A 25,721-nucleotide genomic window follows, 5' to 3' on the forward strand; every position below is an offset into this window, starting at 1 on the left:
GGAGCTCAGCCTCCGTGGCGCCCGGCCCAGACATCCCCGCCGATCCTCCAGAGGGGCGGCCGGCGCTCGAAGGGCGGGAAGGTGTAGGCGATGACCGCGATGGCGAGACGCCCGTCGGCGCCGATCTTGGCGTGGATCGCCTTGACGTGGGCTTTTACGGTGTCGACCCCCACGCCGAGTATCGTCGCGATGTCCTCGTTCGACTTGCCATTGGCAATCCAGGAGGCGACCTCCAACTGGCGGGGCGTCAATTCGGGAAAGGCGACGCGCAGCCGGTCGGCGGGAGTCAGTGCGGCGACGGTGCGCTGCTGGGCCTGCCGGTAGCTGCGCAGGACATGCGGACGGAAGGCTTCCAGCCGTTCGCGTTCCGCATTGCCGAAGGGCGGGCGCCCGATGACGCGGTGGCCGGCGATGGTCAGCACATAGTCTTCGTGTTGAATGACGATCGCCATCAGGTGCCGGGCGTTCGATGGCAGGAAAACCTCCCGCGCGATCGGCAGGGCAAGGAACTGTTCCTCGTCGAAGAAGTCCGATTCACGCAGCGCGCGTTCGCCGAAGAAGCCGGGATCGTAGCTCCAGAAGGGATGGCTGTGCATGTGGCGGGCATAGGCCGCTATTGCCTGCATCCGCCGCCCCGGGTCGTCCTCCACCGACATGATCGAGCGGAACTCGCCGCTGGTGTGATGGAATTCCGAGTAGGTCGTCACCTCGCAATCGATCAGGCGCGCGACGCCGGCAAAAAGCGCCGCGGGGAGGCCGATCAGATCGGGTTCCGCTTCGTAGAGCGCGACGATTTCCTGTGCCAAAGCCATGTCATGCGCGGCGTCACCCCTTGGGGTAATGGCGTGGTTCAGCATCGGCATCGCATCATCAACCTGTCGGCATGCGGGCGTCGTAGACCGGCATGCTAGGCCAGGATAAGGGCGTGCGCGACCGAATTTCCGTGCCGGCCAATATGCCGGCGGCGGCTGTCGCGAGCCATGGGCGAGGGAGCGGGCGAGCCGCTATCCCTCGCCTGGCACGAAGGCGACATAAGCGGCGCCGGGCCGCTTCAGCGTATCGCGATGGGATTGATGGCCGAGCCCACGGCCCCCGTGATCGGCAGCGCCGGCGCGATGAACATGAAATCGTAGGTGGCGTCCGCCGCGCAATCCTTGGCAAGCTCGTCGAGCTTGAAGATCTCGCCCATCGTCAGGCCCATGATCGGAATGCAGATCCAGTGCCAGGGCTGGTTCGCCTCGTCGGTCTCGTTCGGCCGAACCTCGACGCCCCATGTATCGGTGGCAACCGCGGCCACCTGCTTTTCCTGCAGCCAGTCGAGCGTCTCGAAGGCGAGGCCGGGAGCGTCGCCGCCGGGATAGCCATCCCAGCTGCCCGCCGCCCATTTCGCTTCCATGTGGCCGGTACGGATCAGCAGATAGTCGCCCTTTCGAACCTCGACGCCCTGGGCCTTGGCGCAGGCGCTCAATATCTCGTTGGTGATCGCGAAGCCGTCTTCCAGCCAGTCGACGCCGAGATGGCGGGCGATGTCGAGCAGCACGCCGCGGCCGACCATCTTTTCCTTGGTCTTCTCGATCCCGCATTTCGCCGCGCCGAAGGACGACACCTCGCGGCAATCATACCCGTTCCACATGTAGTTGTTGTAGAAGATGTGGCCGAGGCCGTCCCAGTGCGTTGCCGCCTGGAGCGGCAGCAGGACGAGATCGTCGGCGGAGCGGATGCCGCGCTTGTCGAGCACGCCGGAATAGGCGTCGGTGCCGGTGCGCAGCATGGTGTGGACGGGGTTGAAGCGCCCCACCGGCGGGAACTTGGTCTTGCCGCCCTGCGGACCGTTATTGTCCAGATTGATCGCCAGCGAAAAGATCTTTCCTTTCCGCACTAGGCTGGCGGCGAAAATGACATCGGCCGCGCTCGTGTAGTTTAGCGTGCCGATCTCGTCGTTTTCTCCCCATTTATTCCAGTTCTTCAAACGGTCGGCGGCGTCTCGGATGTCATTCATCGTCAGATGCGTCTGGCTCTTCTGAACGGCATTTGCTGTCATCTGGCTTTCCTCTCAAGCGTCAGTTGCTCGGCGCGCGGCCCAGCAAGCCATCGAAACCGTATCTGATCAGATTGACTAAATCAAACGTTTGTTTCTATCTAGTGCTTCAGCGAGCCGTGGCGCGAGGGTGCGTCCTCGGGGGCGATTTTTTTGCGAGAATAGGGAGTGCGCCTGCAATGACGACCAAGAAGATCATAAGTGTCGCCGTCACCGGGAACCAGACGACGCTGAAGCAACATCCCGGTCTTCCGTGCACTCCCAAGCAGATCGCCGATGCGTGCATCGAATCCGCCAAGGCGGGCGCGGCGATCGCCCATATTCATGTGCGTTACGAGGATGGCCGCCCCAGCATGGAGCTGGATCATTATCGGGAGGTCGTTGACCGCATCCGCTCCTCCTCGACCGATGTGCTGATCAATCTCACCACCGGGCCGGGGCAGCGCTTCGTACCCAGTGCGGACGAGCCGAGCGTGGCCGCCCCCGGCACGACGCTGATGCATCCGCTGCGGCGGGTCGAGCACATCCTCGCGCTCAAGCCCGACATCTGCAGCCTCGATCTCAACACCATGTGGTCGGGCTCGGCCGTGGTGATCAACACGCCGACCAATGTGAAGATCATGGCGGAGGCGATCTATGAGGCGGGCACCAAGCCGGAACTCGAGGTGTTCGACAGCGGCGACATCAATCTCGCCCTGGCGCTCCTGAAGGAAGGCGTGCTGAAAAGCCCCCCGCTGTTCCAGATCGTCACCGGCATTCAATACGGCTTCGCCGGAACGCCGGAATCGTTGTTCTATGCCCGTTCGCTCCTGCCGCCGGATGCGCAATGGGCCGCATTCGGCATCGGGCGCATGGCCTTTCCGATGGTCGCGCAAGCCTATCTGCTGGGCGGCCATGTCCGCGTCGGGCTGGAGGATGCGGTCAACATCCGCAAGGGGCAGCTTGCCGCGAGCAACGCGCAGATGGTGGAAAAGGCCGCCCGCATTCTCGACGATCTCGGTGCCGAGATCGCGAGCGTGGACGAGGCCCGGGCTATTCTCGGGCTGAAGAAGTAAACACGTCGCCGGCATCGGCATCGGGTCGATGGCCCGATGCCGATGGCTTCCGGGCGGATGCGCCTCACGGAGTGATCGTGGGCGGCACGGGCACCCACCGCGCCGCCGGGTTTGTCGCGGGCGAGCGGGCGTCAGGCAGACGCTGCGCGGCCGCTGCCTGCGCGATGGGCGGTCGCGGTCGCCCTGCGCGGCGATCGACGGCGTCGGCCTGCCTGCGTCGAAGGGGGATACGCCGCGGGCTCCCTTTCCTCCGTGGCCTCCAGCGCTCCAGCACGGCTTGATCCGGCTGGCGTGCGGGAGTGTCAGGAGGGATCGTTTCTGAGCCGTTCGGCGAGTGAGGTCTTCAGCATGGCGATGCTGAACACGAAGATGATCGCTCCCGCCATCAGCACCGCCAACTGAACCCCCACGAAGCCGGCGAGCGCCGCTGACGCGGCTGCCCCGAGTTGCACCAGGCCTCGGTTGACCAGCAGGATCGACATCACCCTGCCGCGCATGGAATTGGGCACCCGCATTTGCAGAATGGTGTTGTTCGATGCGTTGTAGGCGATCTGCATGGCGCCGACGCCAAGCAGGAGGAAAGGCGCGATCCCGGCGGTGGAATTGACGGCGAACAGGCACAGCAGCGCGCCGAAGGCGATGAGGAAGCCCAGCATGGCGCGCCCGGACGCGGCGAGCCTCGGCGTCGCCGCAAGGACGAGAGCGCCGAGCACCGAGCCGATCGCGGCGCTGGCGGTCAATAACCCCAATCCTTCCGGCCCGACGTCGAAAACCGTGTAGGCGAACAGGGCGAGCAAGGTGAGATAGGGTTGGCCGAAGAAGGTGGGCACCAGTGCGATGAGCACGAGCAGCAGGATGGCCCTGTCCTCCCGAACATAGGTCACCCCCTCGACGATGCTCTGATGCAGCGAGCGATCCGGCACCTTCTGGGGCACTGAGGGGAACTGCATGGCGGCGAGCGTCCAGAGCACGACGATGAAGCTGAAGCCATTGAGAAGGAAGCAGGCTCCCGTGCCCAGCCAGGCGATGATGAGGCCCGCTATCGCCGGCCCGATGATCTTGGTGACGTTGATCGTCAGGGAGTTCAGCGCCACCGCATTCGGCAGATCATGAGCCGGCACAAGTTCGGGAATCAGCGAGTGCCGGGCCGGAAGGTTTACCGAAATCACGATGCCGCGCGCCGTGGCGACAAGAAGGATCGCCGCGATGGAGGCCGCGTCGGCAAAGACCAGCCCGCTGAGAATGAATGCCAGCACCATGGCGGAGCTCTGCGTCACCATCATCAGGCGCCGGCGTTCCACCCGGTCGGCGAGCGCGCCGCCGACCAGAGTGAACACCAGGATCGGGACGCCGCGGCACAGATTGACCAGAGCGAGATCGAACGGGGACCCGCTCGAACTGACGACGAGCCAGTTGAGGGCGATCTGGTCCATCCAGTCTCCGGTGTGGGAAAGCAGCGTGCCCGACCACAGGAGGCGATAATTTCGATGCGACAGCGCCGAAAAAGTACGCCTGAACCAGCGTACCGCAAGCGACTTCACGGCACCTACCTCTTCATTGACAACTGGGCACCGTGGACCGCTTCGGTGCCCAGCAACACCGGACGACCGCCCCGGACCCTGGAAACGAAGCCGGCATCAGCATACCATCCATGCCTGAGGGAAGGGGCGGCAAACGGAAGCGGATTGGAGCGGCTCACGCTGCCGGGGACGACGCGGCGCGCCAGCACGGCGAACCGAGGAAAACTAGCATAGTTGTCTGGACTTTCAATCATAAGCATCGCCGGATCGACCGTCTGCATGGCGGCAGGTCCGAGTCTCCGCTCGAACATGCATGGAGGAGCCAGGCCGTGCTTTTCCGGGAAGTGATCCACGGGGAGGCCGGATGTTTCGCCCCATGCCATGCGTGGCGAACGTCCTGGGTGAGGGTTCATTCGACGCTGCATTTGTCTGGACCTTATCGTGCGGCCTTGCTACGCTGCCTGGCGTCGTCGCCCTAGGCGCCCTTACCAGTCAGAATCGCGCATGCTCAAGCCTCCGGAACCGCGCCCGACTCATCTGCGCATGCTTCTTCCCATCGTTCCGTGTATCGCCGGCTATTTTTTCTCGTATTTCCTGAGAAACGCCAATCTTGCCACGGCGGACGGCATCAGCGCGTCCCTGTCGCTGTCGACTTCGGTAATGGGTCTGCTCACCGCGGCCTATTTCTTCGCGGCGACCTTCATCATCCTGCCGCTCGGCTTTTTTCTCGATCGCTACGGTCCGCGTATCCTGCTGACGGCCGAATTTCTGTTGTCGGGAACCGGGGCGCTGTTTTTCTCCCGTGGCGAGACGCTGTTCGAACTCATCGTCTGGCGCGCGGTCATGGGAGTCGGCATGTCCGGCGCGCTCATCACCGGCGTGACCGTCGTGGCGATGACCGTCCCTCCGCATCGGCGCGCCACCTGGAACGGCATCATCCTGGCCGGTGGCGGCCTCGGCATCATTGCCTCCGGCGCGCCCACGGTCGGCTTCGTCGCCGAATGGGGATGGCGTCCGCTGTTCCTGCTGGCCGGCATGGCGTGCCTGCTGATGGCTTGCGTTGCCCTGGCGCTGCTCCCGCGGCACGCGGCATCCCCCGTCCATCTGCGCCGGCGGAAACTGAGCGACCTGAAGGACGTCTATCGCAGTCCGTTGTTTCGAAGGCTGGCGCCTCTCTGCTCGCTCACCCTTGCCTGCTTCTTCTCCCTTTCGGGCCTGTGGGCGATCCCGATCATGCGCGACGTCGGAGGCCTGAGCCCGGCGGAGATCTCGCCCCTCGTTTTCGCCTATTCGGTCGCCTCCTTCGTCGGCCTGCTGCTGGCGGGCTCGCTCAGCGACTATCTGCAGCGGCGCGGCGCTTCCGACCAGGCGGTGGTCGTGACTCTCGCGACGCTGCTGATAGCGAGCCAGGCCCTGCTGGCGCTCGGATGGGGAGCCGGTTCCTATCCGCTCTGGATCGTCATCGGCTCGCTGGGCAATATCGGCACGCTGATCTATCCGATACTGACGCGCCACTTCGATGCGTCGCTGCTGGGCCGGGCCTTCAGCGCGTTCAGCCTGTTCAACTTCATAGGAACCTTCACGATCCAGTCGTCATTCGGCATCGTGGTGGAGTTCGGGCAGCGCGCGATGGGAGGCGATGATGCCACCCAGCCCTATCGTCTCGCCCTCAGCGCCATGGTGGCGCTGCAACTGGGCGCTTTGCTCTGGTATCACCTCCGACGGCCGCCGGCTGCGACCCGAGGGGAGGGGGAGGCCCGCGCCTAGAGCCGGAGCACGAAGCGCGACAGGGCGTCCTCATCGACCGTGACGCCCAATCCCGGCCGGTCGAAGGGCTCGATATGGCCGTCGACGATCGCGATCGGCTCGATGCAGGGATCGCTGGCCAAATATTGGTTGGTGACGCTGACGTCCCAGTCGATCTGTGGCAGTCCTACCGCCAGATGCGCGATGGCCGCCGCGGCGATGGAGGTTTCCGCGGTCTTGCAGGCCAGGTTGATGTGCATGCCGAGAGCTGCCGTCCGTAACCCGGCCTCCACGGTCTGTCCGATACCGCCCAGCTTGATCGTCTTCAGGCTCACGCCGCGCGCGGCGCCGGCCTGGTGGTGACGCTCGATGTCGTCCAGCGAATGGATGCCTTCGTCGGCGCCGATGGGAATCGACGCTTCGAGAGCGGTGGCGCGCATGGCGGCAAGATCGCCGGCGCTTACCGGCTGCTCGAAGAAATCGATGCCCGCGCCGGCGGCTCCGCGTGCGAAGGCGAGCGCCTCGTCCCGCGCGTAGCCCTGATTGGCATCCGCCGAGATCCGGATGCTGCGTCCGAGCTCGGCGCGGACATCGGCGCAACGGGCGAGGTCCCGCGGGACACGATCCTGCGTGCCCGCGCCAACCTTGACCTTGAAGGCGATGAAGCCGTCATCCGCCTTGCGGCGTGCTTGCGCGGGCTCTTCGTCGACGGGCCCGCCGAGCATATAGAGGATCGGCGCCTTCCGCCGCGCCCGGGTGCCGAGAAAGGCGTAGAGAGGCAGTCCGGCGGCCTGTGCCGCGAGGTCGTGCAGCGCCATGTCGAGCGCCGACTTCGCGCCATTATTGCCGTAGATCCAGCTCTCGAGCCGCCGCGAAAAGGCATCGATCTCCTCGATCTCCGCCCCCTCGACGCGCGACTTCACGAAATCCAGCGCCGCCACCATGCCCGGCAGCGTCTCCCCCGTCATGGTGGGGGCGGACGCGGCTTCGCCCCAGCCGATCCGGCCCTGATCGTCTTCCAGGCGCACCAGGACGTTCTCGGCATGGGTGATGACGATGCCGGCCATCTTGAGAGGCTCGCGCATCGGCATCTGGACGGGAAGCACGGTCATGGTGACGAGGCGCATGGTGTCGATCCAGGCGATGGCCGGCTACACCGGCTCCCAGTGGCGCTGCAGTTCCAGCGTGAAGGCAAATCGATTGGCCGGGTGGACCGTATAGGTCACGAGGAAAACCTTCCCATCGCTGCCCGTATAGCGGCGGATCATGTTCAGGGCCGGCGTTCCGACGTCGAGCTCCAGATGCTTGCTCAGCTCTTCGGTGATCTGTCCGGCGAAGATCTCGACGCGCGCATTCATGATGGGGTGATCGAAATGGCTCTCGATCTGGCTGTAGACCGGTTCTCCGCGCGGGTTGGGCATGTCGAACACCGGTTCGAAGCGCGGCAGAACGAAGATGTCCGACGCCGAGATCGGCCATTTCGAGCCGCGGCTGAGCCGAATGCCCTTCACCCGCACCCATTCGTCGCCCGGGCTGCAGGAAAGCATGTGCGCCTGCTCGGCATTGACCTTGAGCTTCTGGCGGGAAAAATCCCGGCGGTAGGTTTCCGACGGATAGCGCAGCAACTCCGTCATGGAGCTCAGCGACTGGACGAAGCATTCGCGAGGCCGGGCGGCGATCACGATCGTGCCGACGCCACGCCGCCGCTCGATCATCCCCATGTCGAGAAGGGATTGCAGGGCCTGACGAACGGTAAATCGACTGACGTCGAACATTTCGCAGAGCGCAAGTTCCGTCGGCAACAGCTTGTCGACGGGATACTTTCCCGACCGGATGTCGTTGACAAGCTGCGTCTTGATCTCGACGTGTCGCGGGCTGTGTGTCTCCTCGCCATCGTCGCTGTTCGAAGGAACTAAATTGAGCTTGCTGCCAGACTTCATCGTAGTTCCCCGGTGAATGGCATGATCTATGAAGAAGACAGCCTTCCGAATGCTTTAAGATACCGAGATCGTCCGAATATGTCCATACAAAGTTGGTAGGGGGAGGGGCAGCCAACGCTTTGCCGGGCTATCCCGTGCCCGTCGGCAGGCGGTCGAGACGGGCATAGGCTGCGGCCGCCGCTGGGGCAAAGTCGGATCGCCGCATGACGGTGTCCTCGACCGGTACCTGCCAGCTCAGCCCTTCCAGCGCGTCGTCGACGGTGAACGGGGCGAAGACTTCCGCGAGGACCATTTCGCCCCGCGCAAACGTGAAACGCCCGCGCCCGGTGATCAACGCCGACGGCCCGCCGCGCAGGCCCGCGGCGGCGCGCTCGTTCCCGGCGAGCGAATGGCCCGGGCTGGTGATGAAATCCACCTGCGGCACGAAGCGGCGGGGCTCGTGTGGCATGAGGATGACAACCTGCTTTGCCAGGCTCGCAATGTCATGAGCGCCGCCGCTGCCGACGAGGCGCAGGCGAGGGCTCTCGTAGCGGCCGATGACGGTGCTGTTGAGATTGCCGAAGCGGTCGACCTGCGCGGCCGAGAGCAGGCCGAGGTCGATACGGCCGGCTTGGAGTTCTCCGAACACGTCGAGGCAATCGCCCAGCATCGCGGCGTTCTCGGCGATGCAGGGGCTGCCGGTGGAAAGCGGAGGCACCTGCGGATCGGCGCCGATACCCCCCGATTCATAGATCAGATGCGCCCTGGGGGCATGGGTCCGCTTGGCCAGCATGGCCGCAAGCGAAGGAATTCCGATGCCGACGAAACAGGTCTCATCGTCCCGTAGCTCGAGGGCGGCAGCGAGGACCAGGTTGCGGCTTTCGATCTCCGTGCTCATGGGCGCTGCCCGGGACGGTGATGCGCGAGCCAGTTCAGATCGGTGAGCGGAAATTGTCCGAGGTAAGCCTCCCTGTCGGCCACGCCATGCACGTGTGCGGCGAGAAAGGCGTCGAGTTCGTCCTGCCGGCGCGACAGCCGGTCATATTCGGCAAAGCGGGCATCGTCGCGCGTGTAGTAGCCGTGGACATAGGAAGGATGCGCGCCGCCGGGAACGACGCTCAGCGCGCTGACACGATGGGCCGGCAAGATGGTGAGTTCCGGCGAGCGGCGAACGAGGTCCGCGGGAACGATCTCCTCGACGGTCGCGATGATCTTGCGGCTCGCCAGTGCGCCTTCGCGTGTGTCGCCATCGATGCCCCAGAGCTGGACGTTGCCGTCTTCATCGGCCCGCTGCGCGTGAACGAGCGCCACGTCGGGGCACAGGGCCGGCACGGCCGTGAGGACGGCGCCCGTATAGGGGCAGGTGACCGTGGCGAGGTTGGCTATGTGCCTGGGCATGTCGCCGGCGCGTAACGCGCGGGCCGGCAGGAACGGCGCGCCGATGCGCCCGGCATGGAGCCGCAGGGTCAGGGTGAAGTTCGTCCATTCCTCGAGCATGAGGGAGCCGGCCTCCAGCGCGCGACGGAACGCGTGCGCCAAGCCGATACCGGGGTTGCCGATATAGCCGACGATGAGCCGGGACACGCAGCCGCCGGCGATCAACTGGTCGATCAGGATGTCGGCGCCGGTGCGCGTCAGCGTCAGGTTCCGTTTTCCCTGGCGGATGATCTCATGGCCGGCGGCAAACGGGACGCAGTGGCCGAAGCCGCCGATGAAAACCGTGTCCCCCTCGCTGACATGATCGCGCACCGCCTGCGAAAGCGTTGTCACCGCCATCTCAGACCACCCCCCTGGCCCGCAGCGCGGCGACACGTTCCTCGCTCATGCCGAGGAACTGCACCAGCACGCTGTCCGTGTGCTCGCCAAGCGCCGGTGGCGGTCTTCGCAGGCGAGGCGGCGTGCCGGACAGCTGCATCGGAATGCCGACGGAGCGGAAGGCGCCGGCAGTGCCGTGCACCACATCCAGCACCATGCCCGTCGCGGCCGACTGCTCGGAGGCGAGGGCCTCGGCGACGCTGTTGATGCGCCCGCAGGGAATGCCATCGGCTTGCAGCTCGGCGATCCAGCTATCCGCCGACCGCGTGGGCATGACATTCTCGATCAGCGCATCCAGCGCGGCGCGGTTGCGCACGCGGTCCGAATTGCGGGAAAAGCGGCTGTCGGTGCTCCACTCCGGATGCCCTGCCGCCGCAGCGAACCGCGCGAACTGGCCATCATTGCCGACGGCAAGCGCGATGTCCGCATCCGCGCAGCGGAAGGAGCGATACGGCACGATATTGGGATGGCCGTTGCCGTAACGTCCGGCATTCTTTCCCGACACCAACACATTGGAGGCGACGTTGGCGAGCAAGGCGATCGCCGTGGTGTACAGGGAGACCTCGACATGTTGCCCACCCTCGCCGCGGCCGCGGGCTTGAAGGGCGCCGAGGATGGCGATGGCCGCGTAAAGCCCGGTGCAAATGTCGACGATGGCGACGCCGAACTTGGTCGGATCGCCGCCGACCTCGCCGGTGATGCTCATGAGGCCGCTTTCCGCCTGCAGCAGAAAATCATAGCCGGGCATGTTGGCCTGCGGCCCTTTTCCAGTGTAGCCGGAGATGGTGCAAAGGATGGTGCCGGGCGCCTCGTTGCGGAAGAAATCCTCGCCGCAGCCCATGGTCTCGAGCGTGCCCGCCTTGAAGTTCTCGATCACCACATCCGACTGCCGGATCAGGTCGCGCAGGATCTCCTGGGCTTCCGGGGCCTTGAGGTCGAGGGTGATGCCCTGCTTGTTGCGGTTGGTGCAGAGGAAGTAGGCGGCCTCGGTGCCGTGATAGGGCGGCCCCCAGGCGCGGGTATCGTCCCCCGCGCCCGGACGCTCCACCTTGATGACGTCCGCGCCGAGATCGCCGAGCAGCATGGCGCATTGGGGGCCGGCGAGAACGCGCGTGAGGTCGAGCACGCGCAGTCCCTCCAACGCTCCCGGTTTCAGGCCCCCCGGCTCCGTCATCGCGCCGGCGCCTTGTTCGCGTCGGCGGCGATATCTTCGAGATACCGATCGACGCGTGCCTTGTTGGCCCGGCGGAAACGCTGGAAATCAGGTTTGCGCTTCTCGAGGAAGGCGTTCATCCCTTCGAGCGATTCCTCGCTGCCCCAGATTTCGCCGAGCAGTTCCATGCCGTGCTGCCAGGAGGCGTAGAGCTGGTCGGATTCGAAATTGAGCGACTTCTTGGTCGAACGCAGCGTCTGGCCGGAATGGGCCTTGATGCGCTCGCACCATTCGAGGGTGGCGGCTTCCAGCTCGGCCTTCGGAACCACCTTGTTGATGAGGCCGACCTGCACCGCCTCGGTGGCGGTGAAGGTTCGCGCCAGGAAGATCATCTCGCGTGCCAGGCGTTCGCCGATGATGCGGGAGAGGTACTGCGTGGCGCCGACGGTCGGGCAGGCGCCGACCCGCGCGCCGGTCTGGCCGAACACGCCGTCTTCGGCCGAGATGACCATGTCGCACCAGAGCGCGAGCTCGTGTCCGCCGCCCACGCAGGCGCCATGCACCATGGCGATGACCGGGATCGGCAGGCCGCGAATGGTCATGGCGAGGCCGAGCATGCGGTCGTTCCAGTGCATGCCATTGGCGCGGTTGAGCCGCATCATCGCGTGGAAGTCGCCGCCGGCCGAGAAAGCCTGGGTACCCGCGCCACGCACGACGGCGCAGGCGATGGTCGGGTCGTTGCGCGTCGAGGCGAAGGCGTGGATGAGTTCGTCCAGCGTCTGCTCGCGGAAGGCGTTGCGCACTTCGGGACGGTTGATGGTGATCCAGGCGACGCCGTCCTTCACCTCGAACAGGATTTCCTTGTAGGTCTTGTCATTGGCGGTCATTGAATTCGTCCTTCTCGCGCGGCGTCGGTTCGCGCCCGGTGGGCGTCTATTTGTACGGACAATGACGATCGGCATGCCCGCATGCGGCTTATCGGGCGGCCTCTTCGATCTCGACGAGGACGCCGCAGGTGGATTTTGGATGCAGGAAGAAGATCGGCCGGCCATGGTGGCCCGGCGTGGGCCGGCCGGGGCCGACGATGCCGAGCCCCTCCGCCGCGGCGGACTGGGCCGCTTCCTGCGCGTCCGCAACCCGGAAGGCGATGTGATGGAGGCCACCTGCCGGATTTTTCTTGAGAAATCCGTTCAGGGGTGACTTGTCCGACAGCGGCGAAAGCAATTCGAGCACCATGTCGGCGATGGACAGATAGACCATCCGGACCCCTTGCGCGGGCACGTCGATCGGCGGGCTGGCCGTGCCGCCAAACTGCTGCTTGAAAGTACGGACTGCGGCGTCGAGATCGGGGACCGCGATGCCGATATGCGAGATTTTCTGGGGAGCGATCATCGCGGCTTCCTGATGATGGCTCGATAATATGTCCGGACTTTTCGGGTTGCAACGAAAAAGAACCGACAAGTGGTAATTTTCTGTTCCGTTCGCTCGCCCGCACAGTAATCGGTCGCGCGGGGGACAGATTGCGCGGCCTCGGCTGGACCGATCTTCAAAAAAATCGCGCACGAAACGTGCCGACCGGGATGTGAAGTCCCGGTCACGCCTCGTGCGCGATACGAATTCAGGAAACAGACAACAGACGCGCGGGGAGAACGCGTCAGTTGTTGGGGATCAGCTCATATATCTGCGTCATGAGCCCGCCCTTTATCTTTCCGTTGCTGAGATGGCCGACCAGGACCTCATCATTGTGCCCCGGCCCACCGCTCAACGCCATGTGGATATGGACGAAGGGCTGCGGCTCGTCCCAGACGACGCCTTCTCCAAGCGCCGCCGGCGGCTTTTCCGGCCACGAAATATTGCCGTAGGCGACCAGTTCGCGCCAGTCGGAGAAGTTGTGGCGCGTGACGTCGTAGCCCCCCTGGGTGCGAAAGCCGGAGATCATCTCGGTCTCCGAGAGGGCGCCCAGCAGAAAGACCGACCCGGCACGAATGTTGTGATCGCGAACGAATTTGTTGATTTCGGTGAAGTAATCGTCGCCCGGTTCGCAGCGAACTTCGAAAACGCGTCCGAGCTTCAGTTCTTTGGATTTGTACATCAGGCTTCTCCCTTCACCTCGTCATAGATGCGCGAAATTCCCTTCTGGAAGGTCTCGCGCCGCTGCTTCAGCCAGTATTCCCCGCGCGACGTGTCGGCGTGGAAGAACTGGCTTTCCAGCTTCGCATCCGTCATCGCCTCGCTTCGGGAGAGGCCCTTGCCGATGAGATCGGCGACCGCGCCCTTTATGGTGACCATCCGCTCGCGCTGCCGGCGCACCACCTCCATGTCGCAGACATCGCCGTGGCCGGGCACGATGGTGTGCACATCCAGGGTCTCGATCCATTCGAGGGCCCGGATCCAGTCGCCGAGATGGGCGTCGCCCATGCCGCCGCCGCGGGCATTCACCACGTCGCTGGCGAAGAGAATGCCCTCCTCCGGCACCAGGATCGCCGAGGTGCCGGGCGAGTGGCCGCCCATCAGCGTGATCTCGAAGGTGAGTGGCGCTGCGTGCAGCACCATCGACCGCTTCCAGCAGAAGGTGGGAAGGGGAACGGCCGCCTCGGCGAGCCGGGTGGCCTCCTCGGTCAGTTTCAGGTCGTTCAGCGTATCGACGAACATCTTCTTCGAGTAGGCGTTGTCGCCCCCCTTGCTGATCTCGTCGAAGGCGACCTGCGGCGCGAGGAAGCTCACCCGGTCGCCGACGCCCTCGATGAAGGAGGTGCCGGAGATGTGGTCGCCATGATAGTCGGTGGCGATGAGGTGGCGCGCCCCGCGCGGGTGCAGGCCGCGCACGACTTCCTGCCAGTGCGCCGAGTCGGTCGGACGCACCGGGCAGTCGATCAGCACCGCGCCTTCATCGGTGATCACGGCGGCGACGTTGGCCCAGTCATAGCCGGTCTCGACATAAACATTCTTGCCAAGTTTCTGCATGTCGGTGTTTCCCGTGCTCCGCGATCAGCCCACATATTCCAGGATGTGCAGGCCGAGACCCCAGCGGTCGGTGATGTAGATCAGCCCGGTATCCCGATCGACGAAGACCTCGTTGGTCTGCGGGCAGAAGCGCTTGGAGTTGCCGGCGGGGATATAGTAGCCGAGCTCTTTCGGCTCGAAGGGGTTCGACCAGTCGACGATGCGAAGACCGGCATTGAACCAGGTGAGGTAAAGGAGATCGTCGGCCTTCATCCACTGCCAGGTATTGTGCGCGCCATAGCGGGCGCCCTGCTGGCACCACGACTCGTCCTTCGGGCGCATGGTGATCGGATCGATCGGATAGGGATTGAAGGTGCTGATCGAGATCGGATGTTCGAAATTGCGCATGTCGAAGAAGGTGGTGAAGGCGGGCGGGTGCGCGCAGTTCACCGTGTGCGTCTCGCCGAGCAGGATGCCGAAGGGCGAGCCTTCCGGAACCAGGAAGGTGTGCGCGGCCGGCGACCAGTTGTGCGTCTCGTAGGGATTCTGCCGCCACATGAAGCGCGGCCGGGACGAATCGGTGAGATCCATCATGCCGTAGCCGCCGCGCCGCCAGGCGCAGGTCACGTAGTTGCCGTAGGGCTGAGCCTCATGAAGATCGACGCTCTTGGGAGTCAGCAGGTTGAGATCCCAGGTCGGCTCCTCATGCGCGGCCTCGTTCTGTCCCGGCACCCAACCCTCGCCGATCAGCTCCGGGTCGGATGGATTCTTCATGTCGTGGATCAGCAGCACGCGACCGTTGCAGCCATCCTTGAACCCACCGCTATAGAGCAGCTTGCGCTTGGGATCATAGACCGGGCGATGGATGCCGTTGCCGTCCGTTTCGACGTGACGGATAAACTTCGGGTCGCGCGGATTGCTGATGTCATAAAGGACGAGGCCGCCCTTCATATCGGGGTCGACCACGCCGGGCTTCTTGTCGACGTTCATGATCAGGACGTCGTCGACGATCAGCACCTTGTGGCTGCGCGCGCTGGGCGCATGCTCGAGCTGCTTGATCACCTTCGGCGAGGTGGGATCGGAAACATCGAGCACGGTGAGGCCGAAGGAACCGTAGAGGCCGCCGGCCGCCACATAGCAGACGCCGTTGCGGACGCGGATCTGGAAGGCGTCGTTCCAGCCACCGAGGTCGGAATGCCCCACAAGGCGCACATTGCGCGCCTCTTCCGGCCGTGGGCTCGTGAGCGTGCTGTGCGCTTCCGCCTCTGGCACGGGTTTCAGGAAATATGGCTTGTTCATTCGTCAAGATCCCTGTGCAACTGACTTAAGACGCCAACTTGACCGGTACCGACCTGGCGGGGGCGCCCGCCGCGGGAAGTAACCGGCAAACATTTGTTTCGAACTCCAGCCGGATCGGATCGCCGACCGACACCGGGATGTTGGTCGCGAGCTTCGTCATGACGGTCTGCTGGCCGACCTGGACCTGGCACTCGACGGCCTCGCCGAAGAAGACGAGCTTCTTGACCTGCCCCTCGATGATGTTCCCCCCTCCTGCCCGTTCGGGGGGCGCCACGGTCAGGCTTTCCGGACGGATGGCGAGCTTTGCCGACATGCCCTTGCTGAAACCCGCAGGCATCGCGCAGCGCCAGGTGCCATACGGCGTCTCGACACGCCCAATGCCCTCGCGCGCGTCCTCGACGACGGAAGCGTCAAACAGGTTCACCCGTCCGACGAACTGAGCGACGAAGTCATTGACCGGGTTGGTGTACAGCTCGACCGGGGTCGCTTCCTGGACGATTTTGCCGCCATACATCACCGCGATGCGGTCGGACATCGCAAGAGCTTCGAACTGGTCGTGCGTTACATAGATCGAGGTGATCCCGAGATGACGGGTCAGTTCCTTGATCTCGATGCGCAGATCTTCTCGCAGCTTGGCGTCGAGATTGCTCAGCGGCTCGTCGAGCAGCAGCACCTCGGAACTCGACACCAGCGCTCGCGCCAGCGCGACGCGCTGCTGCTGGCCGCCGCTGAGATAGGGGGCGGGGCGGTCGGCAAGATGTTCCATCTGCATCATGGCGAGGACGTCCATGACACGACGCTTGCGCTCTGGCGCGGATACCTTGCGGTGGCCGTGCTTCAGCGGGAAGGCGACGTTGTTGAACACGGTCATGTGCGGCCAGATGGCGTAGGACTGGAACACCATTCCGATCGGCCGCTGATAGGGCGGCACGAACACGCCGCGGTCGGCCACCACCATGTTGCCGATGGAGATGCGTCCGCGGTCGGGCGTTTCGAGACCCGCGATACACCGCAGCGTCGTGCTTTTGCCGCAGCCGCTCGGGCCGAGCAGGGTGTAGAACTCTCCCCGCTCGATGTTGAAGTTCACATTGTCCAGCGCCGCGACATGGCCGCCGAACGAGTCGAAGTCCTTGCCGAGACCGGTGATATTTACTTCCATGTCCTGCCTCCTCAGCCCTGCTGGCGGCTAAGTTGAGAAATGAAACGCCGAAGAAGAAGCGTAAGCGGGATAAGAGCTATGATCAGAACCACGCCCATCGCCGCAGCGTTTGGCGCGTACTGCTCCCAATTTTCCCAGAGAAAGACCGCGAAGACCTTGTTGTCGCGGCTCGACAGCATCAGCGGGATGGCGAAGGCGCGCAGCGTGTGCACGGCGACCCAGATCCACCCCGCGGCGAAGGCCGGAAAGAGCAAGGGCAACGTGATCCGGATCATCGCCTGAAACACCGTCGCCCCGCTGACATAGGCGGCCTGTTCCAACTCCTTGTGGATCTGCACGATGGCCCCGTTCATCAGGCGGGTGCAGAACGGCAGGTAGGAGATGGCCAGGCCGAGCGCGACGATCCAGATGGTGCCGTAAATGCCGGTGAAGCTGAGAGGGGGCGTCAGAAACGCGACCATCAGCGCCGTCGCCACGACGATGCCGGGCACGGCAAGCGGCATGAAGACCATGAAGTCGAGCGAGCCGGTTACCACGGCGCTGCCATGCTTGCGCACGATGAGCCAGGACGCCACGAAGGCCAGCACCATGGTCGCCGTCGCGGTGAGCAGCATCAGCACGAGGGTGTTCCACACCGTCTCGATCAGTTCGGGAGAGGTGAATACTTTGGCGAAGTTCTGGAGCGACACCAGGTTGAGGGCCTCGAACGAGGGAGCCCGGTAGCTGGGCAGCAGGCTGGTCCACAGCAGGATGGCGAAGGGCAGGGCGGTGGAGATGAGGAAGTAGAAACCTACCGCGGCAAGTGCCGCATAACGCCAGCGTCCGATTGAAATGACGCGCGGACGGAAGCCCTTGCCCGTGACCGTGGTGAAACGCTCCGAATGGCGGATCATCCGCCGATACACATAGAGGAGGCCGATCATGAGCAGCATGAACAGCACGCCGTAGACGGCGGCCAGGCCGTAATCGATGGGCGCCTGCACGCGGGTGGTAAAATAAATCATCGTGCTGAGTACGAAGACCCCGCCGGGAAGGCCGACGGCGAGCGCCGCTTCGAAGGATTCCATGCTCAGGATGAATGAATACATGCCGGCCGCGAGAATGGCGGGCATCAGGGCCGGCAGCGTAATCTTGGTGAAGGTCTGCAAGCGGCTGGCCTTCGAGACCATTGCGGCTTCTTCGAGCGTCGGGTCCATCATGCGGAAGCTTCCGACCACCATGAGGAAGATGGTGGTCACCCCGCGTATGCTGTCGAGGAAGATCAGGCCACTGATCGAGAAGATGTTGATCGGCCCGACATTCGACGTATAGCCCAGCGGAGAAAGCACTGCGCGCAGGACAACGTTCAGCGCGCCGGAGTTCGGCGACAGCAGCAGGGCCCAGCCCATGGCAAACAGAATGCCGGGCATGGCCATCGGAATGATGATGATGGCCCAAGCCAGATTGCGCAGCGGCATGTCCGTGCGTTCCACCAGGAACGCCATGCCGACCGCCCAGACCAGCGAAAGCGCGGTGCCGACCGCCGCGATCCAGAAGGTTCGGCCGAGCGTTTCGACGAAGTTGGGCTGGGACAGCGCGTAGCTGTAGTTCTGAAGGGTCCAGCCGTCCGGGAATGCCGGATGCCCTTCCTGGAAGCTGGAGATGATCAGGCGCCCGACCGGGACGACAACCATGGATGCGATGATCGCGGTCACCACAATGAGCAGGATGTTTCTGCTCACCCACCCGACCAGGTCGAATTTCTTGGCGGGCAGAATGGTCTGATTAGCTTCGATGGACACCATCTTGTCCTCACTGGCGTGAATCGGGAGCCACTGCCGGAAGCGTGACACGTGTGCCGCAACGACCTTCGGGGCGCTGCGGCGGCGCCGTGCTGCAGCCGGCTAGGCGGCTGCAGCACCCCGGAACCATCCGGCAGTCATGCCCATGGCGGCGGTTGCCGATGAAGCGGCAGCTCGCGGGTGGAATTCGGCTGTCGCATGAAGGGAGACCGCTCAGCGGCCGGTGGGAAAGCCCCAGACGGTGACGACGGCGCGGGTGGCGACGCTTTGTGCCTTGCCGTCCGATTCCCAGCCCGCCCAGAAAGGCTCGGCGCCAGCCTTCGAAACCATGGCTTGGGCTTCCGTGCCTTCCTTCAGCGGATTGCTCTGACCGAAGAGGTCATAGTATTTCGCGCCATCCGTCGCCATGAAACCGGCAAACAGGATCGCCGAATTCGGCGCCTTGCCGCCCTTCATCACCGCCACTGCTTCGCCGACCTGGTAGGGATATTCCTTGGGCACGACGATGGAGATCGGCGATGACGGATCGTTGTAGAGAATGGTCTTAAGATGCTGATATCCGATGCCGCAGACGATCGAATATTCACCGGAAGCAAGAAGTGACGCGACGTTGTTGGGAGACGATACCCATACCGGCTGGTTGTTCTTAAGTGCCGTATGGTATTCCGTGCTGCGATCGGGTCCCCACTTGATGTAGAGCTGAACGAAGGCGAGCGGGCGCGAATAGACGCCGACCTTGCCCTTCCATTTGGGGTCCAGGCAGTCCGACCAGTTCTTCGGCGCGTCGGCAGCCGAGACGAGCTTGTTGTTGTAGGCAATGACGAACTGGTTGATGCCGGTGCCAAGATAGTAGCCGTTCGGACTGATCATGGCCGGTGAAATGTCCGGGAAAAGCTTCGACCAGTCGACCTTCTGCAGGACCCCGGCGCTGACGAACTTGTCGCGCAGATCCCCGGACACGGCGACGAGGTCGACATTGACGCGCCCGGTGAGGGCTTCGTTGAGAATGCGCTCACGGTCGTCGAGGCCGCTGACGAACTGGTGTTCGACGACAAGGCCATACTTCTCCTGGAAAGCTTTCTTCGATTCGCTGATGATCGGGCCGGCCCACTGCGTGGCGATCTGCAGTGGAGGCTCCTTCTTTGCCAGCTGAATAATCTGTTCGAGGGTGCTGCCTACTTCGGCGTGCGCGCCCGAAGCGAACAACAGAGCACTGCCGAGGCAGAGCGACGCTGCAGCACGTCCCCAAATATGTACGGACATGATTTCCTCCCGCTTTATCGGAGCCTTTGGCTCCCGCGCTGAGCGTTTCTGTCAGCGTGGCTGTATGAAATCTCATGTCTGGACAAATTGCAATATTGATTCTGCAAGAAGAAGGGAAGAGTGCCGTACAAATTCCGTAGGCGGTATGGCCTCGCATGAAAGTGAAGAGGCGCGAAATCTGGTATTACAAATACAATACTTCATGCGTCGCATGTCGAGACGAGTGCACGATGTGCGGCTTTGTCTGCCGCGAGCATAGACCCGTGTCGAGCCGATGGCGATGGCCGGCCGGCGCCGATACATCTTGCTGCCGGTGCCCAAAGGCACCCGAAATAGTGAGCTCCGGGTGGTTGCTCCCGGCGCCAAGTTTCGGGCATTTCCACCGATCGATCCGGAGCGATGGCGCCACCACGGGTGTGTAGGGTGGAGTTTTGCCACGCTGGGGAGTGCGCCTTCTGCGTTCGATAGGGGAAAGCTTCCCGCCAGACATGCGTCGCGCCGCGAGGGAAAAAAGCGAAGTATCTTCTTGGCGAACAGAGTGGGCACCGGCAAGGAGGTATTCTTGCCAGTGCGAGGCAAGCGATTGATGGGGTTATCGAAAGATCGACCGGGGGCTCCCTTGGGCGGCGGGGTGCGTCGGGCGCAGCGATCGTCTCCGCCAGCCTGATCAGGTAGCCGCCTCTCGCGCCGTCGACGGTCACGAGGCCGGATCGAGATGGCACACCGTTGGCGCATGCAGTGAAGCCGCGTTGAGGTCATCGGCGGGGCCTCCAGCAGAGGCCGCCGCCGAGCCGGCCGGTCGACGTGCGAATGGCATCGTGGATGAAGGCTGCGCTCATCAGGTGTCCCCTCGGGTGACCCGTGCCGTTCCGGAGCGTGGAGAAGTCACCGCCGGGTTTGTCGTTCGGTGGCTCAATAAGTCCGGACAAATAGCGGCGTATCGCAGAAGAGGCGTAGGCGCTGGCGACGTCGCGCTCCGGCGAGGGGCCAGTGGAGGCGTCGATTGAAGGTCGGGATCGTGGAGTGGATGGACCCGGAGATGGGCAGCGAAGTCGATCGTGACGCCGCTGCTCATCGCCAAGTCCGGATTTATGAAGCGTGCGCTGGCGATGGCGATTGGGCGGCCCGGGGGGCACGCTGACGCATGGTGGTCAACAGGACGAGCGCGGCCTCGCGGCTGCGCTCCATCCGTTCGAAGCTCCGGCTGTCTATGCAGCCGCCCTTTCGACCGAAATAGACCGCCCAGGCGTCTTCCGAAACGGCGGGGCCGGGAAGCTCCGCCTCGACAAAACGAGCGGCATCGATGATGTCGTCCAGCGCAAATCCCGCGTGCGGGTCCTGGACGTCGTCATCGTAGTCGTCGCAATCCTCGCACATGGTTCCTCCCGTTCCTTTGCTTGTTGCAGAAAAGGTGGACACGGCTCGCCGCGACGTCAATACGCCTATCTCAGGCCGCGCGACACGAGCCTCTTCATGATCGGTGCGAGCACCTGATCGGATATGTGCACGTTCCACACCTCCGCCTGATCCTGATTTTCATAGGAAGCGAACAGTTCGGCGAGTTCGCCGGCGGAGGTGACGGTTCGTCCGCGCAGGCCGAATCCTTCTGCGATGGAGGCAAAATCGGTACGCCCGAAGACGGCCGAGCTTTCGTCGATGCCTTCGGCCCGGAGTTTATGGATCTCCGCGCCGTAGGCCCCGTCGTTCAGGACGCAGATCAGCAGCTTGATGCCCTGACGCTTGATGGTCTCGAGTTCCTGGATATGCATGATCAGGCTGCCGTCGCCTTCGATCAGGATCACGCGATCCGTCCCCTTCGCCACGGCTACGCCGATGGCGATCGAAAGGCCGTTGCCGATTGCACCGAACTCGCGAATGACGTGATAGTTTTCCGGCCGCCGGTTTTTCATCTGCGAATGAAAATAGGCGCAATGCCCGGTGCCGCTCACAATGTCCCAATCCTTGGGCAGGACGTCGTCGAGTTCCGAAATGAAGTCTCGCGGGTCCACCGTGCCGGCGACCTCGGGGTAGGCGTCGCGATGGGTTGAATACTCCTGGATGCGGGAGACGACATCGCCGGTGCGCGCGCGCGGCTCGTCGTCGGCGGCGTCGCCATCGCGATCTAGCTGCGCACAGATCGCCTCCGCCGCTTCGCGCGCGTCGGACCGGACATAGAGATCGGCCGAGGCCACGCCGTCTTTCAAGCCGACCGGATTTGCATCGATCTGGACGACAAAGGCATCGGGAAACAGGCTGCCCCCGTCCGCCGTGTAGGACGTCAGGCTCGCGCCGATGGCGATGACGAGATCCGCGCGGCCAAACTCCTCGCGTGCGGCCGGACCGGAGAAGCCGCCGGCGATGCCCAGATTGAAGGGATCGTCGTCGAACAGGCCGCGCGCCGGCAGTGTCGTGGACAGCAAGGCTCCGGAGCGCTGCGCAAGAGCGCGTACCGCATCGCCGGCATCCGAGGAAACGACGCCGCGTCCGGCAATGATGATGGGATGGCGGCTGGAGCGGATGCGCTCCACCACCTCCCCGACGGCCGCGGCGGCCGGGGGGAGGGGGTGAAGCCTTGGAAGGAAGTCCGTGGAGGGTCGATAGGCCTCCACCTGAACGCGCTGCTTCTGCAGGTCGAATGGTATTCCGAGGACGACGGGCTTGCGCTCGGTGCGCGCCTTGTAAAACGCTTCGCGCACGCTGGGGAGCAGGCGCCCGAGGCTGCGAGCCGAGATGTACTCGGCACCGGTGGCTAGAGCGAGCGGGGCCTGGTCCAGGCCCTGATTATACCATTTGGCGTTTTCGGGATTGACCGGCATTTCCCCGGTGAACAGCACCATCGGCACATGTGCGCGGGCGGCGGTCGTCAGGGCGGTCATCGTCTGGGTGAAGCCCGGCCCGAGCGTCACCGAGGCGACGCCGACCTCGCCGGTCGCGATGGCGTAGCCGATGGCCATGCCGCAGGCGCAATGTTCGTGGCGCGCATGGATGGTCTGCACGCCCTCCCGTTCCGAAAGGGCGATGGCCCAATGCATGTTGCCATCGCCCATGAGCGTGAAATGGGCGCGCACGCCTTCCGCATAATAGGCTCGGGCCAGTAGTTCATAGCCGGGAACATCGTTTCTCATTGCAGTCCATATCCTTGCGCGAGGGCGATACGGATGCCGGCCGCCGGCCGGCACGCAGGCGACAGGTCACGCGGACGCCAGCTCGACTCCTGCGAGTTCCAGAGCGAGGGCGAGATTCGACGGATCGGGTTTCAGCAGTCCGGCATGGATGCGGCGGGTCACCTCGACCATCGCCCTGTTGGCGGGGGTCGCGATTCCAAACCGCTCGCCCTGCTCGACGACGAGGCCGTTGATCATGTCCACTTCGCTGAGGCGCCCCTTCATGTGGTCCTGCAGCGTCGTGTTGGGGCCGCGTCCCGGCCCGATGTCGTGGTTGATCTTGTCGATCAGCTTGGTCAGCAGATTGTTGCTGCCTTCCATTTCCTGACGCGTGAGGCCGAAGATCGGCACGACGGCATGGCCGAGTTCGCTGCCGACGGCGAGCGCCTCCGAGCCCAGCTTCATCATCAACTCGTTCATGCCGGCGGGCTGGACGTCGTTCAGTTCTCCGCCGGTCATCGCCATCGTGCCCAAGGTCATCGAGTTGAGCACAAGCTTCATGTACTTGGCCGAGAGGATGTCCTCCACCATCTCGACCTTGCCCGCGTGGCGCAGCACCTCCGCCACGACCTGTTCGCGTCCGATGGTGGTGGGATGAAGGCTGCCCAGCCCGAACCATGTCCGGTCCGGCGCCGTGTTGCGCTTGATCTCTCCAGGCACGAAGCAGGCCGAGGAGAGCTCGACGGCACAGCCGAGCGTGCGTGACGGGCCCACAATGTCGGCGATCATCTGCGCCGTCATGCCGTTCTGGGCGCCGATCAGGAAGCCGTCATCGCTGAGATAGGGTTTGATCAGCTCGGCATGCCAGCGCGTGTCGTAGATCTTGGTGACCAGGAAGACGACGTCGAAACGCGTGCGCATCGACGCCAGATCGCACAGGTGATGCGCGGGCAATCGCGCCCGGAGCTCTCCCTGCCGCATCCTGATGTGGAGGCCGTTGGCGCGGATGGCCTCCACATGTGCCGGCCATTGATCGATCAGAACCACGTCGAGGCCGGCATTGGCCAGATCGGCGGCGAGACAGCTACCATTGGCGCCCGAGCCGAGCACCGCGATTTTCGTCGTCATCGCTTCCTCCCGCTAGTCGTCTGTTTTTGTTTTGCGTGCGAAGTTTTGTTTTGCGTGCGAAGTCATGACACAGCTTCGCCCGCCGATGCGACGGCTAATCAGATGATCGCCGCGGGAGCCACGGCCTCGAGGTCGGTCACGCAGTCGATGATGACCGGCCGGTTCGCCGCGAGCGCCTTCTCGAGGGCCGGGGCAAAATCAGCCGGTTTTTCCACCCGAAGGCCCAGTGCGCCCATGTTTTCCGCCAGCCGCGCGAAATTCACCTCGGTGAAGGTCCAGAGTTCGCGTGCCTTGTCGGTCTGCTTGCCGCCATAGGCCCGGTCGAAGCCCCGCATGGACTGGTTGCCCGAGCGATTATTATTGACCACGGTGACGCTGTTGATGCCCCAGCGCACCGCCGTCTCGATCTCGGCAATGTGGTACCAGAAGCCCGCATCGCCGGTGAAGGTCACCACCGGGCGGTCCGGATGCGCGCATTTGGCGCCGAGGCCGGCCGGGAAGGCCCATCCAAGGTGGCCGGCGCTGCGAATGTAGCTCTGCCGGGGGCTGCGCAGATCGAACATGCCGCCCATCCACATGCCGCCATGACCGGTGTCGACGACCACCACGGCGTCGTCCGGCATGTGCCGCGTGAGCTCGTCACAGATGCGTTCGGGACGAATCGGCATCGCATCGGAGCGCAACAGGCCATCATATTCGGCGCGCCACTCGCCCTTGGTCCGGGCGACATGCGCGATCCAGTCCTTGAGCCGTGCCGCGCTCCCCGCCTCGGCGAGGTCGAGCAGGGCCAGCAGCGCCATCTTCGCATCCGCCAGGACGGACGCCTGCAGCTTGTAGTTCCGGCCGAGGCTTTCCGGATTGATGTCGATCTGCACCGCCGGCGTGCCGAATTTCGGCACCTGCCAGAAGGCGGTGGTCATGCTGCCGGTCTCGCTGCCGATGTAACAGACGAGGTCCGCCTCCTTGACGACCCGGTTCGCCGCGCCGCGCGAATAGGTGCCGACCACGCCCACGGACAGCTCGTGCGTGCCGGGGATCGTGTCCTTGCCGTTCAGCGAGGTCGCCACGGGGATGCCGAGCTTCTCGGCGAGTGCGACGAGTTCGGCGGCGGCGCCTGAGGCGCACACGCCGCCGCCGGCCACGATCACCGGCCGCTCGGCGGCCTGCAGGGCCTGCAGGGCCTGCTTCACGGCTTGCGGATCGGGACGCGGGCGGAACGGCGGAACGGCCGCGAATTCCGGCTCCACATAGAGATCCGCGTCGAGTTCCTCCTGATCCACCTGGCCTTCATTGCCGCGAAATTGCAGATGAACCGGCCCCGGCGTGCCGCTGACTGCGGCGCGGAAAGCTTGCCGCAGCATATCGGGAATGCGCCGGGCATCGTCGATGGTGGCGTTGAGCTTGGTGACGGATTCGAAGGAGGGGATGTCGTCGACCTCCTGATACACCTTGCGAAACTTGGTCGCCGCATCCCGCCCGCCGGTCATCGCGATGACCGGGGCATGAGCGAGATAGGCATCGCGCAGCCCGGCAGCGAGGTTATGCGCACCGATGACCTGCGCCATGCAGATGGCGGGCCGGCGCGCCGCGCGCGCATAGCCATCCGCCATGTAGGCCGCCGAGGCCTCGCCATGAACGTGCAGCCGCTTGATGGAGGTACGGGATTCGAGCTCGGCCATGGTCCGGCGCAGGATGGCCGGCACCATGAAAATGTGGGTGATGCCGTATCCGTCCAGCATCTGCGCGAGGGCCTGTGCGCCTGTCAGCTTTGCCATTGGCCGGGCTTCTCCATGCGTTT

22 protein-coding genes are annotated in these 25,721 nt (G+C 64.2%); 2 read left to right on the forward strand and 20 right to left on the reverse strand.

Going from position 1 to position 25,721, the window contains the following annotated elements:
* Positions 1-5: 5 nt before the first annotated feature.
* On the reverse strand, positions 6-863 hold the full coding sequence (locus tag LGR54_RS17380; protein ID WP_230363247.1) for a LuxR C-terminal-related transcriptional regulator: 858 nt from the start codon (positions 861-863) through the stop codon (positions 6-8).
* A gap of 188 nt (positions 864-1,051) precedes the next feature.
* Positions 1,052-2,041 (reverse strand): cyclase family protein, encoded by a 990-nt coding sequence (locus LGR54_RS17385; protein WP_230363248.1) that lies wholly within the window; start codon positions 2,039-2,041, stop codon positions 1,052-1,054.
* 176 nt (positions 2,042-2,217) lie between these two features.
* Here LGR54_RS17385 and LGR54_RS17390 point away from each other — a divergent pair, with 176 nt between their 5' ends.
* On the forward strand, positions 2,218-3,093 hold the full coding sequence (locus LGR54_RS17390; RefSeq protein ID WP_230363492.1) for a 3-keto-5-aminohexanoate cleavage protein: 876 nt from the start codon (positions 2,218-2,220) through the stop codon (positions 3,091-3,093).
* 302 nt (positions 3,094-3,395) lie between these two features.
* On the opposite strand, the gene LGR54_RS17395 is transcribed toward LGR54_RS17390, so the two are convergent.
* The gene (locus tag LGR54_RS17395) at positions 3,396-4,634 is read right to left on the reverse strand and encodes an MFS transporter (protein ID WP_230363249.1); all 1,239 of its coding nucleotides are present in this window, start codon (positions 4,632-4,634) and stop codon (positions 3,396-3,398) included.
* 483 nt (positions 4,635-5,117) lie between these two features.
* Between LGR54_RS17395 and LGR54_RS17400 the strand changes: the two genes are divergently transcribed.
* Positions 5,118-6,380: a nitrate/nitrite transporter gene (locus LGR54_RS17400; RefSeq protein ID WP_230363250.1), complete on the forward strand. Its 1,263-nt coding sequence runs from the start codon at positions 5,118-5,120 to the stop codon at positions 6,378-6,380.
* Here the strand turns inward: LGR54_RS17400 and LGR54_RS17405 are convergent.
* The 17 genes from LGR54_RS17405 to LGR54_RS17485 all read right to left on the reverse strand — a co-directional run bounded on the left by LGR54_RS17405 (position 6,377) and on the right by LGR54_RS17485 (position 25,698).
* The gene (locus tag LGR54_RS17405; RefSeq protein WP_230363251.1) at positions 6,377-7,486 is read right to left on the reverse strand and encodes a mandelate racemase/muconate lactonizing enzyme family protein; all 1,110 of its coding nucleotides are present in this window, start codon (positions 7,484-7,486) and stop codon (positions 6,377-6,379) included. The two genes, LGR54_RS17400 and LGR54_RS17405, sit on opposite strands and share 4 nt — an antisense overlap.
* A 24-nt stretch (positions 7,487-7,510) precedes the next feature.
* Positions 7,511-8,299, reverse strand: a complete 789-nt coding sequence (locus LGR54_RS17410) for a GntR family transcriptional regulator (RefSeq protein WP_230363252.1) — start codon at positions 8,297-8,299, stop codon at positions 7,511-7,513.
* A 127-nt stretch (positions 8,300-8,426) separates the two neighbouring features.
* Positions 8,427-9,176 carry a CoA-transferase subunit beta gene (locus tag LGR54_RS17415; protein ID WP_230363253.1) on the reverse strand — a complete coding sequence of 250 codons (750 nt, stop codon included), beginning with the start codon at positions 9,174-9,176 and terminating at the stop codon, positions 8,427-8,429.
* Entirely contained in the window at positions 9,173-10,054 is an 882-nt protein-coding gene (locus tag LGR54_RS17420; RefSeq protein WP_230363254.1) for a CoA transferase subunit A, read from the reverse strand. The genes LGR54_RS17415 and LGR54_RS17420 overlap by 4 nt, the downstream gene beginning before the upstream one ends.
* A 1-nt stretch (position 10,055) precedes the next feature.
* A complete protein-coding gene (locus tag LGR54_RS17425) occupies positions 10,056-11,267 on the reverse strand; it encodes a CaiB/BaiF CoA-transferase family protein (protein ID WP_255607679.1) in 1,212 nt (403 codons plus the stop codon).
* The gene (locus LGR54_RS17430) at positions 11,264-12,133 is read right to left on the reverse strand and encodes an enoyl-CoA hydratase-related protein (protein WP_230363256.1); all 870 of its coding nucleotides are present in this window, start codon (positions 12,131-12,133) and stop codon (positions 11,264-11,266) included. Before LGR54_RS17430 ends, LGR54_RS17425 begins: the two co-directional genes overlap by 4 nt.
* Before the next feature lie 88 nt (positions 12,134-12,221).
* Positions 12,222-12,638 carry a methylmalonyl-CoA epimerase gene (gene mce, locus LGR54_RS17435; RefSeq protein WP_230363257.1) on the reverse strand — a complete coding sequence of 139 codons (417 nt, stop codon included), beginning with the start codon at positions 12,636-12,638 and terminating at the stop codon, positions 12,222-12,224.
* A 262-nt stretch (positions 12,639-12,900) separates the two neighbouring features.
* The gene (locus tag LGR54_RS17440; protein ID WP_230363258.1) at positions 12,901-13,338 is read right to left on the reverse strand and encodes a PPC domain-containing DNA-binding protein; all 438 of its coding nucleotides are present in this window, start codon (positions 13,336-13,338) and stop codon (positions 12,901-12,903) included.
* Positions 13,338-14,210 (reverse strand): MBL fold metallo-hydrolase, encoded by an 873-nt coding sequence (locus tag LGR54_RS17445; RefSeq protein WP_230363259.1) that lies wholly within the window; start codon positions 14,208-14,210, stop codon positions 13,338-13,340. Before LGR54_RS17445 ends, LGR54_RS17440 begins: the two co-directional genes overlap by 1 nt.
* Positions 14,211-14,234: 24 nt before the next feature.
* Positions 14,235-15,488 (reverse strand): LVIVD repeat-containing protein, encoded by a 1,254-nt coding sequence (locus LGR54_RS17450; RefSeq protein WP_230363260.1) that lies wholly within the window; start codon positions 15,486-15,488, stop codon positions 14,235-14,237.
* A 25-nt stretch (positions 15,489-15,513) separates the two neighbouring features.
* The gene (locus tag LGR54_RS17455; RefSeq protein ID WP_230363261.1) at positions 15,514-16,647 is read right to left on the reverse strand and encodes an ABC transporter ATP-binding protein; all 1,134 of its coding nucleotides are present in this window, start codon (positions 16,645-16,647) and stop codon (positions 15,514-15,516) included.
* Positions 16,648-16,658: 11 nt separating this feature from the next.
* Positions 16,659-18,431, reverse strand: a complete 1,773-nt coding sequence (locus LGR54_RS17460) for an iron ABC transporter permease (RefSeq protein WP_230363262.1) — start codon at positions 18,429-18,431, stop codon at positions 16,659-16,661.
* 210 nt (positions 18,432-18,641) lie between these two features.
* Entirely contained in the window at positions 18,642-19,691 is a 1,050-nt protein-coding gene (locus LGR54_RS17465) for an ABC transporter substrate-binding protein (protein ID WP_230363263.1), read from the reverse strand.
* Between the two features lie 1,089 nt (positions 19,692-20,780).
* Complete coding sequence (locus LGR54_RS17470) at positions 20,781-21,068, reverse strand: hypothetical protein (protein ID WP_230363264.1); 288 nt, start codon at positions 21,066-21,068, stop codon at positions 20,781-20,783.
* 65 nt (positions 21,069-21,133) lie between these two features.
* Positions 21,134-22,816: a thiamine pyrophosphate-binding protein gene (locus tag LGR54_RS17475; RefSeq protein ID WP_230363265.1), complete on the reverse strand. Its 1,683-nt coding sequence runs from the start codon at positions 22,814-22,816 to the stop codon at positions 21,134-21,136.
* Positions 22,817-22,882: 66 nt separating this feature from the next.
* Positions 22,883-23,923, reverse strand: a complete 1,041-nt coding sequence (locus LGR54_RS17480) for a ketopantoate reductase family protein (RefSeq protein ID WP_230363266.1) — start codon at positions 23,921-23,923, stop codon at positions 22,883-22,885.
* Between the two features lie 98 nt (positions 23,924-24,021).
* Positions 24,022-25,698 (reverse strand): thiamine pyrophosphate-binding protein, encoded by a 1,677-nt coding sequence (locus LGR54_RS17485; RefSeq protein WP_230363267.1) that lies wholly within the window; start codon positions 25,696-25,698, stop codon positions 24,022-24,024.
* Positions 25,699-25,721 lie beyond the last annotated feature (23 nt).

Origin of the sequence: Ancylobacter sp. Lp-2, assembly GCF_020523795.1 — a bacterium.
Taxonomy (GTDB): Bacteria; Pseudomonadota; Alphaproteobacteria; order Rhizobiales; family Xanthobacteraceae; genus Ancylobacter.

Excerpts from the sequence above, each read along its gene's own strand:
- LGR54_RS17430 (WP_230363256.1), bottom strand. The coding sequence starts at position 12,133 with ATGACCGCCAATGACAAGACCTACAAGGAAATCCTGTTCGAGGTGAAG.
- LGR54_RS17440 (WP_230363258.1), bottom strand. The coding sequence starts at position 13,338 with ATGTACAAATCCAAAGAACTGAAGCTCGGACGCGTTTTCGAAGTTCGC.
- LGR54_RS17400 (WP_230363250.1), top strand. The coding sequence starts at position 5,118 with ATGCTCAAGCCTCCGGAACCGCGCCCGACTCATCTGCGCATGCTTCTT.
- LGR54_RS17475 (WP_230363265.1), bottom strand. The coding sequence starts at position 22,816 with ATGAGAAACGATGTTCCCGGCTATGAACTACTGGCCCGAGCCTATTAT.
- LGR54_RS17425 (WP_255607679.1), bottom strand. The coding sequence starts at position 11,267 with ATGACGGAGCCGGGGGGCCTGAAACCGGGAGCGTTGGAGGGACTGCGC.
- LGR54_RS17415 (WP_230363253.1), bottom strand. The coding sequence starts at position 9,176 with ATGAGCACGGAGATCGAAAGCCGCAACCTGGTCCTCGCTGCCGCCCTC.
- LGR54_RS17470 (WP_230363264.1), bottom strand. The coding sequence starts at position 21,068 with ATGTGCGAGGATTGCGACGACTACGATGACGACGTCCAGGACCCGCAC.
- LGR54_RS17480 (WP_230363266.1), bottom strand. The coding sequence starts at position 23,923 with ATGACGACGAAAATCGCGGTGCTCGGCTCGGGCGCCAATGGTAGCTGT.
- LGR54_RS17445 (WP_230363259.1), bottom strand. The coding sequence starts at position 14,210 with ATGCAGAAACTTGGCAAGAATGTTTATGTCGAGACCGGCTATGACTGG.
- LGR54_RS17455 (WP_230363261.1), bottom strand. The coding sequence starts at position 16,647 with ATGGAAGTAAATATCACCGGTCTCGGCAAGGACTTCGACTCGTTCGGC.
- LGR54_RS17385 (WP_230363248.1), bottom strand. The coding sequence starts at position 2,041 with ATGACAGCAAATGCCGTTCAGAAGAGCCAGACGCATCTGACGATGAAT.
- LGR54_RS17390 (WP_230363492.1), top strand. The coding sequence starts at position 2,218 with ATGACGACCAAGAAGATCATAAGTGTCGCCGTCACCGGGAACCAGACG.
- LGR54_RS17420 (WP_230363254.1), bottom strand. The coding sequence starts at position 10,054 with ATGGCGGTGACAACGCTTTCGCAGGCGGTGCGCGATCATGTCAGCGAG.
- LGR54_RS17450 (WP_230363260.1), bottom strand. The coding sequence starts at position 15,488 with ATGAACAAGCCATATTTCCTGAAACCCGTGCCAGAGGCGGAAGCGCAC.
- LGR54_RS17465 (WP_230363263.1), bottom strand. The coding sequence starts at position 19,691 with ATGTCCGTACATATTTGGGGACGTGCTGCAGCGTCGCTCTGCCTCGGC.
- LGR54_RS17485 (WP_230363267.1), bottom strand. The coding sequence starts at position 25,698 with ATGGCAAAGCTGACAGGCGCACAGGCCCTCGCGCAGATGCTGGACGGA.
- LGR54_RS17405 (WP_230363251.1), bottom strand. The coding sequence starts at position 7,486 with ATGCGCCTCGTCACCATGACCGTGCTTCCCGTCCAGATGCCGATGCGC.
- LGR54_RS17380 (WP_230363247.1), bottom strand. The coding sequence starts at position 863 with ATGCCGATGCTGAACCACGCCATTACCCCAAGGGGTGACGCCGCGCAT.
- mce (WP_230363257.1), bottom strand. The coding sequence starts at position 12,638 with ATGATCGCTCCCCAGAAAATCTCGCATATCGGCATCGCGGTCCCCGAT.
- LGR54_RS17410 (WP_230363252.1), bottom strand. The coding sequence starts at position 8,299 with ATGAAGTCTGGCAGCAAGCTCAATTTAGTTCCTTCGAACAGCGACGAT.
- LGR54_RS17460 (WP_230363262.1), bottom strand. The coding sequence starts at position 18,431 with ATGGTGTCCATCGAAGCTAATCAGACCATTCTGCCCGCCAAGAAATTC.